The sequence below is a fragment of the Nostoc sp. genome, from assembly GCF_036916735.1.
Classification (GTDB): domain Bacteria; phylum Cyanobacteriota; class Cyanobacteriia; order Cyanobacteriales; family Nostocaceae; genus Nostoc.
In genome coordinates, this window is the sequence record NZ_JBALFV010000036.1 from 53,244 (window position 1) to 68,120 (window position 14,877).

The window sequence follows — 14,877 nt, forward strand, 5'->3', positions numbered from 1 at the left end:
ACCGCATCTGAGCTTATCTATAGTATAGATTTGCACAAGTAGTAGAGGTTTATTACACTTGGCAGCAAATCTTGCTATTTTTGACTTTTGACTTTTGTCTTCCCCAAATGAGCTGACCTATTCTTGCTCCTAGTTCCTTCTTCTTGCAGATGGCTCCCGACAAAATAAACATTAAGAAGAATCTGCTAGCCCCTCTTAGTCCTCCTAATTATTCTACATCCAAGGGCAGATGCAAAATTTCGCATTTGCCCTTTTTAGGTAAAGTTTATTTAAAGATAAGGAAATGAGAAGGTTTTATCTCAAGTTGGCTTATGAGCAATGAAATACTTACTCATAAAATGAACTTGCATCTCAATATTCTCAAAGCCTACTCTCTGTAAACGTTCTAGCAAGTTATCCGTGGTGTAATTCCTGTAATAGGGTTCATGGAATGTTTCAGGAAAAGAATCCATTATATGTTCCAACTCAGGTGAATCACTTAACTGAATTGAGTCACAGATAATAAAGACTCCTCCTGGTTTTGTTACCCGGAAGCATTGCTCAATAACTGTCTGACGTACAGTTGCTGGTAACTCATGGAAAAGAAAAACAGAAGTTACAGCATGAAAATAGTTATCTAGATAGGGTAACTCTTCGGCATTCGCTTGTAAAAGTTGCGGCAATTCTCCAGGAATTTGGGATAGTAGTTCATTTGCTTTACGTAAATAAGCTGGTGATAAATCCGTGCCAAACAGAGATGCTTGAGGCAAGGCTGCCCGAATCAACTTTAAAGTCCGCCCAGTTCCACAAGCTACATCCAAAATACGAGCTTGCCGTGGTGCAACCGAATCAATTGCTTTCAGCCCTTGCTTAAGAGGAGCAAGAATCCGCCGCCGCATTGGATCAGCCCCCCCACCAAAAAGAATTTCTACTTGTAAGTCATATAAATTGGCTGACAAATCACTCAAGTAGCCATTGCTCTGGTGATGGAAGTTCTGCACATAGTAGCTGGGATAACCATCTATATGAATTTCGCGCGAAAAATCTTGGTAATTCTTTTGTTGAAGCCGCTCCCAGGTTTGAGGATAATCTAGCCATATCAAAGGATAGTAGCGGAAAAAGTCATCCCAAGGGTTGTCAAACAGCAAACTTTCCGGGTATACACCTTTTTCGGCATCTTGCCAGTCTGTTTCCAGCAACTGATTCAATCTCTGTTGAAGTTTGAGTAAAAGCTCATTCGGGATTGGTTTGGTCTTTTGTTCGAGTGTCGGATACACTAGGTTCTTCAACCGTGAACTTAATATTTTGTGAGCCAGACCAAAGTAATTTTTGCTCTGCTGAAAGGTCTGATAAGTCAGCTTAGTTAAACTCTCAGGCATAAAAATAGCTCAAGTTTTGGTTACTTCTATGTAAATAATTGTAACGAAGAAATTTCTTACTGTTGGAAAGGTCAAGGCTCCCAGATGAGACTAATCTGAAGCCAGATGATTTTAGCCATCAACGGTAGATTAAGGAAGATTTTTCGAGTTTTGGGAAAAAATAGCTAATATTGTCAGCAAAGCCAAACATAAATTTATATAAAAAGTAGCTTATGTTACAGATTTTTTGTTATATTAGTTCATGTAAAAACAAAAAATATATAACAACATAAAGAGGACTATGGTTATGTCTATCGCAGATAAATCTCGTGCGTTAATGGTGCGTGAACATCAGCAAGTCAAGAATCGCCAACAATCAATGCTGATGCGGGCTGCACAAGAACTTGGTCTTCCTGAAGAAGCATCCCACTACTGGAACCCGATTCAAGGGAAGGTAGATGCTAACACTCGGATGATTTATGGGCCAAGTCATGCTTCCATGAGCTAAGTTTCAAGAGTTTTAAGGTTGATTTTTTGAGTGAATGTCTCAACTGACAACTCTGAAAAAAAGCCACCCTCTACTCTAGGGTGGCAAAACTTATATATTTAGATAGATACGGTACTTAATTAAGCATCGTAATAGAGATAAAACTCGTAGGGATGAGGGCGCAGCTGTAACTGCTTGACTTCGTTACCTAGCTTGTAGTCAATCCAATTTTCGATAAAGTCTTCCGTGAACACGCCTGATTCGGTTAAGAAGGCATGATCTTTTTCTAGTGCTTGCAACGCTAGTTCTAAAGAACCTGGAGTTGAAGGAACCTTTGCCAGTTCTTCTGGAGAAAGTTCATAGATATTCTTATCTAACGGTTCACCAGGATGGATTTTGTTCTTGATGCCATCTAGACCAGCACAAAGCATTGCAGCAAATGCCAAGTAGGGGTTAGAAGTAGCATCTGGACAACGGAATTCTAAACGCTTGGCTTTGGGGTTAGTGCCAGATAGAGGAATACGGATAGAAGCAGAACGATTACCTTGGGAGTAAGCCAAGTTTACTGGTGCTTCATAACCAGGTACTAGGCGCTTGTATGAGTTGGTGCTAGGATTGGTAATTGCTAATAGCGCTGGTGCGTGTCTGAGAAGACCACCAATGTAGTACAACGCCATATCACTCAAACCAGCATATTTATCACCTGCAAACAGAGGTTGACCGTCTTTCCAAATGGACTGGTGACAGTGCATTCCCGAACCGTTATCGCCAAAAATCGGTTTTGGCATGAAGGTGACGGTTTTACCATGTTTTTTGGCAACGTTCTTGATGACATATTTGTAAATCATCAACCAGTCAGCCGCTTCGATTAACTTGCCAAAACGAAAACCTAGTTCGCACTGACCACCAGTAGCTACTTCGTGGTGATGCTTTTCAATGGGTACACCTAACTGCGCCATCATCAACAGCATTTCTGTACGGATATCTTGAAAAGAATCCGTTGGTGAAACTGGGAAGTAACCTTCTTTGAAACGTGGTTTGTAACCCAAGTTGGGTTTTTCATCAGTACCGGCTTTACCAGAATTCCAAGCACCTTCTTGGGAGTCTAAGAAGTAGTAGCCTTCGTTGGCGGTTTGGGCAAACCTAGCATTGTCAAAAATAAAGAACTCAGCTTCAGGGCCAAAGAAAGCTGTGTCACCAAGACCAGTGGAAACCAGGTAATCTACTGCTTTTTGGGCAATAACGCGTGGGCAACGATTGTACCATTCACCCGTGCGGGGTTCTTTAATACTACAAATTATACTTAGCGTTGGCTCTTCCATGAATGGGTCGATCCAAGCAGTGTTGGGGTCGAGTACCATCGTCATGTCCGATTCGTTGATTGCTTTCCAACCCCGAATGCTGGAACCGTCAAAAGGTACGCCATCAGTGAATGCAGTTTCATCGATTTGGTTTTGGTACACTGTGAGGTGCTGCCAAGTCCCTACTGTATCGATGAATTTGAGATCAATCAGTTGAATTTTTTCATCTTGAATTCTCTTCAAGACTTCTTGCGGTGTTGTCATTGTTACTCCTTCTTTACCAATTTCCTAAAGTAATACCAGAATCTTCCAAAGCATCGTAACCCTGCTGATCTCAATCAGACCGTGACACACCTGAAATATCTTAAATACTAGACATTAGCGGATTTTGTAGCTTATGTTACAGATATCTGGATTGTCAGGTTATATTAACCTTTCGGCGATCATCTGCACAAAACTGGAAAGTTCATCATATAAGGGTCAACTTTGGCATAGAATCCATAGATAGTGGATAAATTGTTTTTGTGCCGAATCTATTTTTAATAGCACAAAAATTTACTGGTGCATAAGTGCAGCCAAATAAATATCAAACCATAAATAGTAATGATTGGGAGAAGAAGGAATGCGCGATGCAGTAACAAGTTTAATTAAGAATTATGACTTAGCTGGTCGGTATTTTGACCGGAATGCGATCGATAGCCTGAAGTCTTACTTTAACAGTGGTACAGCACGAGTACAAGCGGCGGCGGCGATAAACTCTAATGCAGCTGCACTTGTCAAGCAAGCTGGTTTAAAGTTATTTGAAGAACTGCCAGAATTGATTCGCCCTGGTGGAAATGCTTATACAACTCGTCGTTATGCAGCTTGTCTGCGGGATATGGACTACTATCTGCGCTATGCCACCTATGCGCTGGTTGCTGGAAACACGAATGTGTTGGATGAGCGTGTACTACAAGGGCTACGGGAAACTTATAATTCTTTAGGAGTGCCTATTGGGCCTACGGTTCGCGGTATCCAAATTCTCAAGGATCTGATTAAGGAACAAGTGGCAGCAGCAGGTGTGGGTAATACTGCTTTTGTGGATGAACCATTTGATCACATCACACGCGAGTTGAGCGAAGAGGATATTTAGCATCTAGTCCTGGTGACTAGAAATTGCAGAACTATACAAACAAAGTTCGCATAAGTGGACTTAATATTTATCGCACTTTGGCTTGATTGGCAAGGTGCGTTTACTTTTATTAATGCAAAAAATTTTTATCTGATGAATTAATTAGTAGTACTGGGAAAATTTTATACCTGCTCTTATGATGTTTATTATTGATATAAATAATTTTTGGCAATAGTTCTATGAGTATTAATGATCTAGAATTTCTGCATGGTGCAGCTTTTCTTCGACTCCTCAAAGGAACATCTTATATCTCTATCAGTTATTTATCTTATATTCATTCGTCTCTTTATACGATAAAAAGCTCAAATAAAGAATCAGCTATCCTATTTAAAATATCAAAAAAACCCACTTCTTCATGGTCATTTAGCTTCAGTTCACAGGAAGAAAATGCACTGACAAGATTTAGGGAAACTTATCCTGATGTCAAACTTTTTATAGCATTGATTTGTCATCGTGATGGCGTTTGTTGTCTATCAGAACAACAATTATGGACAATTATTGATCCTAGTGAGGGTTTAGCCAACCAGCGTGTTTCTGTCAAAAGACAACTAAGAGGGAGTTATTATGTTAAAGGTACGGGGAGAGTTCCCTTAGAGCAGACAATCCCTCAAAATAATTGGCCTGACGTAATTTTATCAACATAAAATAACCTATGACACCCACTTCAATTAAAACTAATGGCGACTGTATTGATAGATTAATTAAGAGATTAGAGAAAGAAATTGGATTAAAAGAAGCAAGTAAACTTAAAGAAACGGCTATTGAAGTTGTACAAAATTGTGTCAGATTTTATTCAGAAAATTTCGGTCATGGTGATGTAGGGGAAAATAGTACAGGTTTAGTGAGCCAACCTTATAAGGGACAAGATCCTATTCCTAATAGTACAACCGGACTTATTTATGGTCGAGTTCAAAGTGGTAAAACTAACACAACTATTGCAACTTTAGCGTTGGCTCATGAAAATAATTTTCGTTGTTTTATTATTTTAACCTCCGATAATACATGGTTAGGAAAACAGACGGCTAATCGTTTCAATAATCAAGTTCAAGGAGGCCCTGTTTTCTTTGATTGGGAAGCATGGAAAAAAGACCCCGATGGTTTTGCAGAAACTAAAATCGCACCCTATATCAAAGATACAGGTGTTGTATTAGTTTCTACAAAAAACGGTCATCACTTGGATAATTTATTAAAGGTTTTAAAAGCAGCAAACATCAAAGGTGTTCCTACCTTAATTTTTGATGATGAAGCGGATAATGCTAGTTTAAACACAAATGAATCTAAACAAGCTAAAAAAGGAAAAGATGCGATTGATAATAGTAAAATTTTTGAGACTATAGGTAAAATTCGTCAAGAGGTTGCTAATCATATTTATATTCAAATCACAGCGACTCCCCAAAGTCTATTATTACAAAAGCTCTCTCAGCCTTGTAAGCCACAATTTTGTGCAGCACTACCAGAACCAGGAGATAGTTATATGGGAGGAGAGTTATTTTTTGCTGAGAAAAGTAACTACTTTTGTATTGTAGATGCTGGAGAAATTAACTAATTAAAGAAACAAAAAGGTGTAATAAATCCGGGTAATAAATGGATTATTCCTGAGGGATTAAGACTCGCACTTTGTTGCTTCTTCTTAGGTTCAATCTACAAGATGTTATCTTCTGCAAAAGAAGATGAAAAATATTCTTTTCTTGCTCATGTTTGTTATAAGCAAGATATCCATAGTGTGTTAGAAAAGGTGATTAGTCAATTTGTAATTAATTTAGATCAAGCAATTCGACATAAGAGTTCAGATACAGAAAATAAGCAAGCTCAAAAGTGGTTAGAACAAGCTTATAACGAGCTAAATAAAACTGCTGATAATTTGCCTCCAATTACTGAACTGATAGATGAATTAAAAATTCAACTAAGACACGCAATTCCTAAAATCATTAATGCAAATAACCCCGAAAAAGAACCTAACTACAATCCAGGGATGAATATATTAATCGGAGGAAATAGATTAGGTAGAGGTGTGACAATTGATGGTTTAATGGTAACTTATTATGGGCGTGATGCAAAACAAAAAGTAATGGATACGGTTCATCAACACGCTCGAATGTATGGTTATCGTCCACAATTAAAAGATGTAACTCGCCTCTTTATAGCAGAACATATACTAGACTCTTTTCGTTCTATTCACGAAGCAGATGAAGCGATGCGTCAAGCAATTGGAGATGATATTCATAATATTCAAATTCAGCCTGTTTGGATAGGAGGAAATCTCAAACCAACTCGTTCTAATGTTTTAGATCCTTCAGTCATTAATGTATTAGTCCCAGGTTCATTAATTTATCCTCAAAATCCAGCTTATAAAAAACAGGAAATTGAGCATACCTTTAAAGAAATAGAGACACTTTTAATCAATTATCAAGATAATAGTTTATATGCTGAAGTAGATATAGACCTGATCATTAAAATTATCAGTCACACAAAAAGTTATTATGTTTCCTCTGAAAAATGGGAAGATAAACGTATCATAAAAGGTTTAACAGATATGAAATCAAAGGGGATGACAAAGGGGCGTTTAAATGTTCGCAGAGGTGAGAGAAATAAAAATCAAGGATTAGATATGCCAAGAAAAGAGCCTTTTAAATGGATGTTTGGCTTCGGTTCAGGTAATTGGTCAATAGAAGCTCAGAAGAAATATCCTGATGTACCAACTTTAATTATTTGCTATCAAAAAGGAGAAAAAACTACAGGATGGGATGATCATCCTATCTATCTACCTATGTTAGTTTTACCTAAACAAAAATTTGTTTTAATGTTTAATTATAATGAGGATGAATAAGAGGGGACATTCATGTAAGTAAATGCAGGGTGTGGACTTCAGTACAACCAACTGCGATCGCTCTAGATCCGCCACAATAGAAGTTGCCGAGCTTTGAGGCGCTGATTATGGAAGAATTATTAACTCTAAAAGACTTGCTTGTTAAAGGCGATGTTCAAGGAGCATTGTTTATAGTCGAAGAATTAACGGAGATGAGCCGAAATGACATCATCAAGACGATTCGTAGTTATGCAGTGATTTTGCTTTTGCATCTGATTAAACAACAAGCTGAAAATCGCACAACTCGCTCTTGGGAAGTCTCTATTCGGAATTCGGTTCGGGAAATTCAACGTGAAAATAAGCGGCGTAAAGCGGGAGGTTATTATCTCACGCCAGAAGAATTGTTAGAAACCTTAGCAGAAGCCTATTTAAATGCCATTGATGAGGCAACGCTAGAAGTAGAAGAAGGTCGTTATGAAGCCGAAGAATTAGAAAAGCTGGTTAACCAAGAAGAAATTATCAATCGTGCTTTGGCTTTAATTTTACCAGGAGAGTCTAATTAATTGGCTAAACAGCGACTCGACACACTATTAGTAGAACTTAATTTATGTTCTTCTCGCGCCTTAGCACAACGGTTAATTCAGGCGGGGGAAGTTACTGTTAATCAGCAGTTAGTTGATAAACCTGGTACAGAAGTTGATATTTCGGCTCAAATAAATATTAAAGAGCGATCGCCTTTTGTTTCTAGAGGCGGTGAAAAACTCTCCAAAGCTTTGTCAGTATTTACCATTCCAGTAGCAGAGCGCATTTGTTTAGATGGTGGAATTTCTACTGGTGGTTTTACTGATTGTCTTTTACAAGCTGGAGCAAAAAAAGTTTACGGAATTGATGTCGGTTACGGACAAGTTGACTGGCTTTTAAGAAATGATTCGCGGGTGATTTTGCGGGAACGCACCAATTTACGGCAACTACAACCAGATGAGTTATATGGCGAAAATGACCAGATTCCTGATTTGGCAGTGGTCGATGTATCGTTTATTTCGTTAACGAAGATTCTGCCTGCTTTGTGGCAACTAACTCAAGCTAACCGAGAAGCTGTATTGTTAGTCAAGCCACAGTTTGAAGTCGGCAGATCCCGTGTGGGTAAAAAAGGTGTTGTGCGCGATCCAAACGACCAAGCTGATGCTATTTCCCAGGTGTTGCAAACAGCCCACCAATTAGGATGGAAATACAAAGGCTTAACTTGGTCGCCGATCACTGGCCCTGCTGGGAATATTGAATATCTTTTGTGGTTGGCAATGGAAAGTGAAACGCCACCACCTGATTTAGAAGCAATCAAGCAAATAACGCAATCAGCAACAACTGATTTACGGAAAAGTTAAACATCGTAGATTAGACATTCTACAGAATCTGGATGGCGCTCGCAGTAGTTTTCCAAAGAAGTTTTCTTTGATTTTGCTTGCTGTTTATGAGCTTTCTCAGCTTGTAATTCTTCCACAATGTCCCAGGCTACGGCACAATCAGCAGAATTACCATCTAGCTCACAAGTTGTGCGGGCTTCAGTAATGGCGTCAGTAATGGCTTGTTCAATATTTGCCGTCCCAGCATTTTCAAATGAGTTTAGGGTACTTGTCATGATACTTTTACCTTTAATTTACAGAGATAGATATTAACTGTGAGCTTTCAATGATCCCAAAAAGCTCACCCTCTGGGTGACGCTTTTGCGTCGCTCTAAGCGTTCGCGTAGCGTCTCTAAGAGTTGCTATGCCGTAGGCTTTACGCTGCACTAACGCTAGTCCAACGCCAGTCGCCTGCGACGGGAAACCCGTCTTCAGCGCTGGCTCCTCTTTGTTGGAGGAACTTGACCGGGCTGGCTCACATTTCCAGTTTAGATAGGTTTCCCACAATAGGTAGTGGTAAACACCGCCATCTTTTTAGCAAATTTGAGTGGGAATTACCCTCTTATCATCTTTGATTCAAAAAGCTAAGGAAATTCCACTAGTTGCAGTCACTAGTAGAGATGGTCATGTTCTCAGTCTTGCATCCCAAATTCGGAATGTCAGTCAATTGTCAGAAGAGTTTGATAGAAGTTGATAATCACTTATAATCGGCAACAAAGGGGAAACAATTTTTATTGATTCTCAATACTTTATGCCTAACTCTTGTCGCAACCGATACAGAATTGTGTTTTGGTCAACTTGAGAGAGAATTTCTTGAATGACGCTGCTAGCGCCTAACTGTCCCCAAGTGCAGCCTTTTTCGAGATAGACTTGAGCGGCTTTGCCAACGGAGTATGCACCATAACCGGCGATACCAGCTTGAGCGATCGCACTACCAGCAAAGGCAGTAATATTGCTGGGATTATCACCACTGGTTATTGCAGCAGTACTTTTACCCAAACCCAAAAGCAAACTACTACCTAATTCTCCCAGTAGTATGCCACCAGAACTAAATAGAATCGTTTTTAAAATTTTTCCGGCTTGGTAGCTAGTCATTGGCAAACCATATAATCTAGCTAGGGCGCGAATTAAAGCCAAATCAGCAACAGTTCCGCCAAGGATATCTAAGAAGGCGATGGGATTGAGCATTACTGCCAAAGCTTTGTATTTGGTAAATTGCCAAATAATATTTTCGGCTTCTTGTTCGCGTAAGTGGATGGTTTTTTGAGCGATCGCGGCTTCTGCATCCCGTGCTTGGATCAGTGCATTTAAAGCCAGAAGCGATCGCCCTTCTCGATTGAGAATATTCAGAATTGTCTCTTTGAGTTCGTCTACTTGCGGTGGTGGCGTCTCCCATTCATAACTGACACGACCATCAGGCCACTCAACCCGCACTTCCATTGGTGCTGGTTCCGCCGCCACCATGACAATTTCATCTGGTAGTAGAGGTTTTGCTTGAGGAGCCACTGCGGTCTTCTTCCCAGGGGAGACGCCCGCCGTAAAATGCCCGGAGGGCTGTAGGGTGATGGGGTTTCCCCAAGTGGAGCATGTGGCGTGATTCCCAGCACCCAGTTGTTGCAAATTTTCGTAAATCGCTCCCTGGTCTGTATCTGGGTATAAATCTATCTTGTTAAATACTAAAATGAGGGGTTTTTGTGCTTTACGTAATTCCAACAGTGCTTGATACTCAGTGCGCGTGATATCACCAGACACGACAAACAAAATCAAATCAGCCTGATGCACTACTTCTCGCGCCATGTCTGCCCGTGACTCACCCTCAATTTCATCTAATCCGGGGGTATCAATTAACTCTACTAGTACCTTACCACCGGGCTGCCAACGGACGGAACGGGGCCATTGAGTGACACCGTTCAAAGGCCCAGTTTGCAAAATCTTCTCTCCTAATAAGGCATTCAAAACTGCCGATTTACCCCGACTCACCAAACCAAAAGCAGCAATTCTAATGACGTTAGAATCGAGCTTGTTAAGTGTAGAGTTCAAAGCTTCCAATTCAGGTTTCAACAAACCTGCTAATTCCGGGTTGGATGAAAGCTGTCCTGACTTACGAAGATATCCATACCAAGACAGCGCTTGTCTGAGACTGGCGCGGGCACGATTTAAGTGAGTTTCTTGCAGATTTCGCACGAAGTTAGGTTGATTCAAGGTTAGACAAACAACAGGCTACATATCCATTTTGATCTAATTTCAACACTGTTAGCCTGTTTTGTCTTTCTTAGGCAATTATTTTGATAATTTGCATACCTTTTAATGCAATGTCGATTTAGAACGTAGGATCGTGTTCATTATCCCAACACTTGCGATCGTGCCAGTTTCTCCCAGTATGTTCACATTCAGATGCATCATCTATCCAAGGAATCGATGTAGAGTGGTGCGAGGTTCCAATGGAAGCGAATAAGCTAGCAGTGAATAAGGGTAATAAGAGCGATAAAATTATTAATGCACAAATTGGTAGAACAATTAAATGTCCACTGAGCAGCACAATTTTAGTAGGTGTCCAAAAATTTCTGTATATTTTATGATTTTTTTTGCAATTTTTTAAACTGATTTTTGAATTCCAGAAAAGCATAATGCAACCCTATTAATGTCAGGTTATATCCGGGACTCCATTTGATTTTTCAAAGCAAAGCTGACTGAGAGGTAGCCGAATCTTGCTTTTGCTCTCAGAAAATTTTGCAAAAATCAAATAGAATTTCTACATGATGATAAATTTTTTATGCAATAACATTATTGATGCTATATTTTTTAATGTCAAACGTTTAGACAACTATTTATTAAAAGTTTTAATATTGAAGGGATAAAAAATATTTATAATTAAAATACTTTGAAGTTTTGGTAATCGTCCCTACGTAAATACCGACAGATTTAATTCATAGCCTTCCACCGCCGAAGCTGGATTGTTGTATTGCGATCGCCTTTTGGGTAAACAGAAAATTTTACTTACTATCGCAGCCTTTTAGCACGAAAACTATGATTTCGGATTTGCTGCTGAGTGTATCCCTAATTTGGTCATTAAGATTTTACATGATGCTGGCAGTATCTAAAGAGGTAAGTAAATCAGCGAGGATAAATTAAACTATGTGTTTTGTAATGTAAAAATCTTAAAATTTACTCGTAGTCAGCGTTTCAGCCCTCTGGTGCGTCCTATACGCGAACAAAATAGGGCTGGAGCCGCTCATTACAAACTTTAATTATTTATGTAGATTTACTTAGGATTAATTCTTTTTTATGCCTAGAGACGCTGCTGCCGTCGATGCTGTAAAAACCACTTATACAACTCTGGATTATTATATGTCTGCGTCCACGAGTCGTGATTGGCTTCTGGGTAAACTGTAAATTTCACATTCCCCTTGTGGGCTTTAAGTGCAAAAACCATGATTTCAGACTCGCTTAAGGGAACTACATGATCTTTGGCTCCGTGAAATGCCCGCACAGGAAGATTTTTAAGATTACCTGCTGCTTGTGGGTTACCACCGCCACAGATAGGCGCGATCGCAGCAAATCGTTCTGGCTGTGCTGCTGCTAAATGCCATGTTCCGTAACCACCCATGCTTAAGCCGGTCAGGTAAACCCGATCTAAATCAACAGGATAGGATGCAATAATTTCATCTAGAAGGGCGCTTAATCGCTCTACATTCCAATATTCACCGCGTGGACATTGGGGTGAAATGACAATAAAAGGAAAATCTGGCTGTTGTTCTACAATCTTGGCAACGCCGTACTTTTTCACATTATCTAAGTTAGAACCTCTTTCACCCGCACCATGTAAAAACAGGATTGTTGGCAAAAGTAGCTGGTGTGTTTTGTTGCGTAGGCGTAGCCCGTCGTAGACATCGCCTCCATCTGGATCTACCTCATCAGGTAAGAATAGTAGGTAGTTGTAGCTATCGGTAGAACTAACTTGTCGTTGTAGTGGCGGCATAGCATTAGAAAATTTTGTTAGTTCAATCTTTGCGAACAGCAATAGTATAACTTGGTCGCTGTGTTGCTTCTCGTTGAGTTTTAACTAACCGAAAATCATTATCTATATATAGATGCTCTAAAAAAGAAGTAGCTAGGTAAGCTTTTTCAAATTTCTTGACAGTATTTCTGTCTATATCTTTTAATTTGAGTTCTTGTCGTAAGTCTATGTTTGGCGCTGTTTCCTTAAATTTAGATTCGACTGTTATTGTAAACCACTTGTCTGCATCGTCAATTGTCAATGGTATTTCTCTATTCTTCAATGCTGAAAATATTCCAATATTTTTAATATTCCACTGCTCATCTCGAATGGAATACTTTTGCAATACCATTAAGTCATAAGCTGGCAATTTCGATGTCAATTTTTGCCACAAACCAGACTGATGTCCTGGTGCATAGCGGGCAATATTTGCATAGTAACCATCATTATGAAAAATTTGGTAAGACTGCTCGTGTATCCTACCAGGTAAAATATCTTGAAAAGGTATAGTAGACCATATTGGTACCCATACCCCCGTAACGATCGCTACTTGATCTGCGACTTTGCCAAAAGGGTTACGTCGGCTCAACTCTGCAAAATATGGTGCTAATTGATTTTTATAAAATTCTACTTTGCTGTTTAACGGCTCTACATTGCGGTCTTGAACAAGTTCTAAAATTTGATTTTTAATTTCTGGCGTACTGCAATGTAGCAACTCTTTGGTAGTTGTGACATTTACCATTACTGTGTATCCCGGAAAAATTTCCCGATTTTGATTACGTCATTAACATATACGGGGACGCAAAGAAACAATTCTCTCTATCCTTGTGTCCCCGTGTTTATTTAGTGAGGGACTACCACCAAATTCGATTTCCATTTTCATCAACTCGTGCTTCCCGAATCATGTCAGAAATCTCTTCAGCATCTTTAACATGGTGGAGTGCTTTCTTTTCGCCGTCGGGTTCATCTACAACGAAATAAGTCGGCACTGTGATTTTGTCGCCTGTAATATCTGGTACATCATCTACAGCTACCTGTTGAGCCTTTTCTTCAACCGATTGAGACTCATCAGCAATTTTATCTCCTGGATTCGCTGTTAAGTTTCTTTCATTGACGTTCGGTTCTGGGCGTAAATGTGTATCCTCACTTACTGGTTGATTAATTTGATTTTCTTGATTTTTATCAGTCATAGCTTTTTCAGGTAGGTAAAAATCTAGTTTTGCTAAATAATATTATAAAAAATCGAGGATAGAAAGAGTTCTTTCTCTGGAGAGACTTTGAGAATAACACGTCTTAAGTTAGATATTTATTTTGATGAATTTACTTCTTTAGTTGAAATGAGGTATATTTACCTGCAATGCTTCTACACTTGTGTAGGTATTCACCTCCATCATTTTGATATAAGAATCTCCTGGACTTCCCTTAGCGCCAATTGAATCAGAATATAGTTGATTTGGTGCTAATTTCACCCCTACTTCTTGGTCAACAGTTTTAATTAATGCCGGCTTAATTGTAGTCTCAGCAAAAATTGCAGAAACGGCGATTTTTTTAACTGACTCTACCAATCGCTGGACTGTTTGAGCGCTTGGTTGTTCTTCGGTACTAATGCCAATTAAAGTACCTGCGATCGCAATAATTTAATCAGCCCCGGTTCCAGGTTGTAGCCGTTAGACAAAATCAAATCGGCTTATGCGAAGGTAAACCCTTGATGCAACAACTAGACAAACTTGCATATATACCATAACGTAGCCAAATTGACTAGACTTACCCCGCCACAGTTTGGGATGTAGTAATGATGGGACGGGTAAAGAAAACGGTTTGGTTGCATAGCTTCTCGACAATTAGCCCTCAAGTAGCAAAAAATACCATAGAAAGAGTTGGGATGAGCAAATATTGCGATGGCCCCACTGGAAAGCAGAAACGCATCTTTAAAAAAGATATCAAAATGTTATAGATAATTGTAAAAATTTAGATGCGTTTGCCCTGCCCGCCTAATAGAGCGATCGCATCCTTGATTGTCGTGGGAATATATTAGTTCAAAGGTACTATAAAAACTCCAGCGATGAAATACTGCTCAGAAAACTTTTTATGAATTTCTGCGAAAAACTTGAACTTGAGTTTGATAACTAGATAATAAGCTCTAATCATCTGGGTATTAAACATCAAGTTATAGATTCGTCTATTAGAAATTTAAACAGTCAAAGGCATCTCTAAACTACTTCTGTAAGTATTTCACCAGGAGATTTTCGATGGCAAACATCCACACGGTAAGTAATCTAAACCAACAACTCCAGCATCTGGTTGCTCAAGCTTGTTTGCATCCAGCAAAGAGTTTGATGCGGCGGCAAAAACTTAGTGAGATAGTTAGAGTTGTAATG

15 protein-coding genes and 2 pseudogenes are annotated in these 14,877 nt (G+C 39.3%); 9 read left to right on the forward strand and 8 right to left on the reverse strand.

Annotation, left to right across the window (positions count from 1 at the left end; translation table 11 throughout):
- Nucleotides 1–299: 299 nt before the first annotated feature.
- Nucleotides 300–1,358 carry a class I SAM-dependent methyltransferase gene (locus V7L20_RS09090; protein ID WP_334743756.1) on the reverse strand — a complete coding sequence of 353 codons (1,059 nt, stop codon included), beginning with the start codon at nucleotides 1,356–1,358 and terminating at the stop codon, nucleotides 300–302.
- Between the two features lie 286 nt (nucleotides 1,359–1,644).
- On the opposite strand from V7L20_RS09090, the gene V7L20_RS09095 reads away from it, so the two are divergent.
- Nucleotides 1,645–1,845, forward strand: coding sequence for a hypothetical protein (locus V7L20_RS09095; RefSeq protein ID WP_100899525.1), 201 nt, complete (start codon nucleotides 1,645–1,647; stop codon nucleotides 1,843–1,845).
- 119 nt (nucleotides 1,846–1,964) lie between these two features.
- On the opposite strand, the gene glnA is transcribed toward V7L20_RS09095, so the two are convergent.
- The gene (glnA, locus tag V7L20_RS09100; RefSeq protein ID WP_334743757.1) at nucleotides 1,965–3,389 is read right to left on the reverse strand and encodes a type I glutamate--ammonia ligase; all 1,425 of its coding nucleotides are present in this window, start codon (nucleotides 3,387–3,389) and stop codon (nucleotides 1,965–1,967) included.
- Between the two features lie 358 nt (nucleotides 3,390–3,747).
- Here glnA and apcB point away from each other — a divergent pair, with 358 nt between their 5' ends.
- The 6 genes from apcB to V7L20_RS09130 all read left to right on the forward strand — a co-directional run bounded on the left by apcB (nucleotide 3,748) and on the right by V7L20_RS09130 (nucleotide 8,484).
- On the forward strand, nucleotides 3,748–4,257 hold the full coding sequence (apcB, locus tag V7L20_RS09105; RefSeq protein ID WP_334743758.1) for an allophycocyanin subunit beta: 510 nt from the start codon (nucleotides 3,748–3,750) through the stop codon (nucleotides 4,255–4,257).
- 218 nt (nucleotides 4,258–4,475) lie between these two features.
- Nucleotides 4,476–4,940, forward strand: coding sequence for a hypothetical protein (locus tag V7L20_RS09110; RefSeq protein ID WP_334743759.1), 465 nt, complete (start codon nucleotides 4,476–4,478; stop codon nucleotides 4,938–4,940).
- An 8-nt stretch (nucleotides 4,941–4,948) separates the two neighbouring features.
- Nucleotides 4,949–5,842: a hypothetical protein gene (locus V7L20_RS09115; RefSeq protein ID WP_334743760.1), complete on the forward strand. Its 894-nt coding sequence runs from the start codon at nucleotides 4,949–4,951 to the stop codon at nucleotides 5,840–5,842.
- A 45-nt stretch (nucleotides 5,843–5,887) separates the two neighbouring features.
- Entirely contained in the window at nucleotides 5,888–7,123 is a 1,236-nt protein-coding gene (locus V7L20_RS09120; protein ID WP_334743773.1) for a Z1 domain-containing protein, read from the forward strand.
- A 107-nt stretch (nucleotides 7,124–7,230) separates the two neighbouring features.
- The gene (locus V7L20_RS09125) at nucleotides 7,231–7,665 is read left to right on the forward strand and encodes a DUF29 family protein (protein ID WP_334743761.1); all 435 of its coding nucleotides are present in this window, start codon (nucleotides 7,231–7,233) and stop codon (nucleotides 7,663–7,665) included.
- Nucleotides 7,666–8,484 (forward strand): TlyA family RNA methyltransferase, encoded by an 819-nt coding sequence (locus tag V7L20_RS09130; protein WP_334743762.1) that lies wholly within the window; start codon nucleotides 7,666–7,668, stop codon nucleotides 8,482–8,484.
- Here V7L20_RS09130 and V7L20_RS09135 read toward each other — a convergent pair.
- Nucleotides 8,481–8,738: a Calvin cycle protein CP12 gene (locus V7L20_RS09135; RefSeq protein ID WP_334743763.1), complete on the reverse strand. Its 258-nt coding sequence runs from the start codon at nucleotides 8,736–8,738 to the stop codon at nucleotides 8,481–8,483. The two genes, V7L20_RS09130 and V7L20_RS09135, sit on opposite strands and share 4 nt — an antisense overlap.
- Before the next feature lie 311 nt (nucleotides 8,739–9,049).
- Between V7L20_RS09135 and V7L20_RS09140 the strand changes: the two genes are divergently transcribed.
- Nucleotides 9,050–9,196, forward strand: a complete 147-nt coding sequence (locus V7L20_RS09140) for a hypothetical protein (RefSeq protein WP_334743764.1) — start codon at nucleotides 9,050–9,052, stop codon at nucleotides 9,194–9,196.
- Between the two features lie 47 nt (nucleotides 9,197–9,243).
- Here the strand turns inward: V7L20_RS09140 and V7L20_RS09145 are convergent, their stop codons facing one another.
- The 5 genes and pseudogenes from V7L20_RS09145 to V7L20_RS09165 form a co-directional block, all read right to left on the reverse strand.
- Nucleotides 9,244–10,686, reverse strand: a complete 1,443-nt coding sequence (locus V7L20_RS09145) for a GTP-binding protein (protein WP_334743765.1) — start codon at nucleotides 10,684–10,686, stop codon at nucleotides 9,244–9,246.
- Between the two features lie 1,105 nt (nucleotides 10,687–11,791).
- On the reverse strand, nucleotides 11,792–12,481 hold the full coding sequence (locus V7L20_RS09150) for a prolyl oligopeptidase family serine peptidase (RefSeq protein WP_334743766.1): 690 nt from the start codon (nucleotides 12,479–12,481) through the stop codon (nucleotides 11,792–11,794).
- 22 nt (nucleotides 12,482–12,503) lie between these two features.
- Complete coding sequence (locus V7L20_RS09155) at nucleotides 12,504–13,241, reverse strand: hypothetical protein (protein ID WP_334743767.1); 738 nt, start codon at nucleotides 13,239–13,241, stop codon at nucleotides 12,504–12,506.
- A 112-nt stretch (nucleotides 13,242–13,353) separates the two neighbouring features.
- Nucleotides 13,354–13,689: a hypothetical protein gene (locus tag V7L20_RS09160; RefSeq protein WP_334743768.1), complete on the reverse strand. Its 336-nt coding sequence runs from the start codon at nucleotides 13,687–13,689 to the stop codon at nucleotides 13,354–13,356.
- Nucleotides 13,690–13,819: 130 nt separating this feature from the next.
- Nucleotides 13,820–14,133, reverse strand: a pseudogene (locus tag V7L20_RS09165) (metal ABC transporter solute-binding protein, Zn/Mn family); the annotation flags it as partial.
- 53 nt (nucleotides 14,134–14,186) lie between these two features.
- Between V7L20_RS09165 and V7L20_RS09170 the strand changes: the two are divergent.
- Nucleotides 14,187–14,429 (forward strand): annotated as a pseudogene (locus tag V7L20_RS09170) (manganese ABC transporter ATP-binding protein); the annotation flags it as partial.
- Nucleotides 14,430–14,877: the final 448 nt, after the last annotated feature.

Coding starts and splice junctions, on each gene's coding strand:
- V7L20_RS09090 (WP_334743756.1), bottom strand. CDS start 1,358: ATGCCTGAGAGTTTAACTAAGCTGACTTATCAGACCTTTCAGCAGAGC.
- V7L20_RS09095 (WP_100899525.1), top strand. CDS start 1,645: ATGTCTATCGCAGATAAATCTCGTGCGTTAATGGTGCGTGAACATCAG.
- glnA (WP_334743757.1), bottom strand. CDS start 3,389: ATGACAACACCGCAAGAAGTCTTGAAGAGAATTCAAGATGAAAAAATT.
- apcB (WP_334743758.1), top strand. CDS start 3,748: ATGCGCGATGCAGTAACAAGTTTAATTAAGAATTATGACTTAGCTGGT.
- V7L20_RS09110 (WP_334743759.1), top strand. CDS start 4,476: ATGAGTATTAATGATCTAGAATTTCTGCATGGTGCAGCTTTTCTTCGA.
- V7L20_RS09115 (WP_334743760.1), top strand. CDS start 4,949: ATGACACCCACTTCAATTAAAACTAATGGCGACTGTATTGATAGATTA.
- V7L20_RS09125 (WP_334743761.1), top strand. CDS start 7,231: ATGGAAGAATTATTAACTCTAAAAGACTTGCTTGTTAAAGGCGATGTT.
- V7L20_RS09135 (WP_334743763.1), bottom strand. CDS start 8,738: ATGACAAGTACCCTAAACTCATTTGAAAATGCTGGGACGGCAAATATT.
- V7L20_RS09150 (WP_334743766.1), bottom strand. CDS start 12,481: ATGCCGCCACTACAACGACAAGTTAGTTCTACCGATAGCTACAACTAC.
- V7L20_RS09155 (WP_334743767.1), bottom strand. CDS start 13,241: ATGGTAAATGTCACAACTACCAAAGAGTTGCTACATTGCAGTACGCCA.
- V7L20_RS09160 (WP_334743768.1), bottom strand. CDS start 13,689: ATGACTGATAAAAATCAAGAAAATCAAATTAATCAACCAGTAAGTGAG.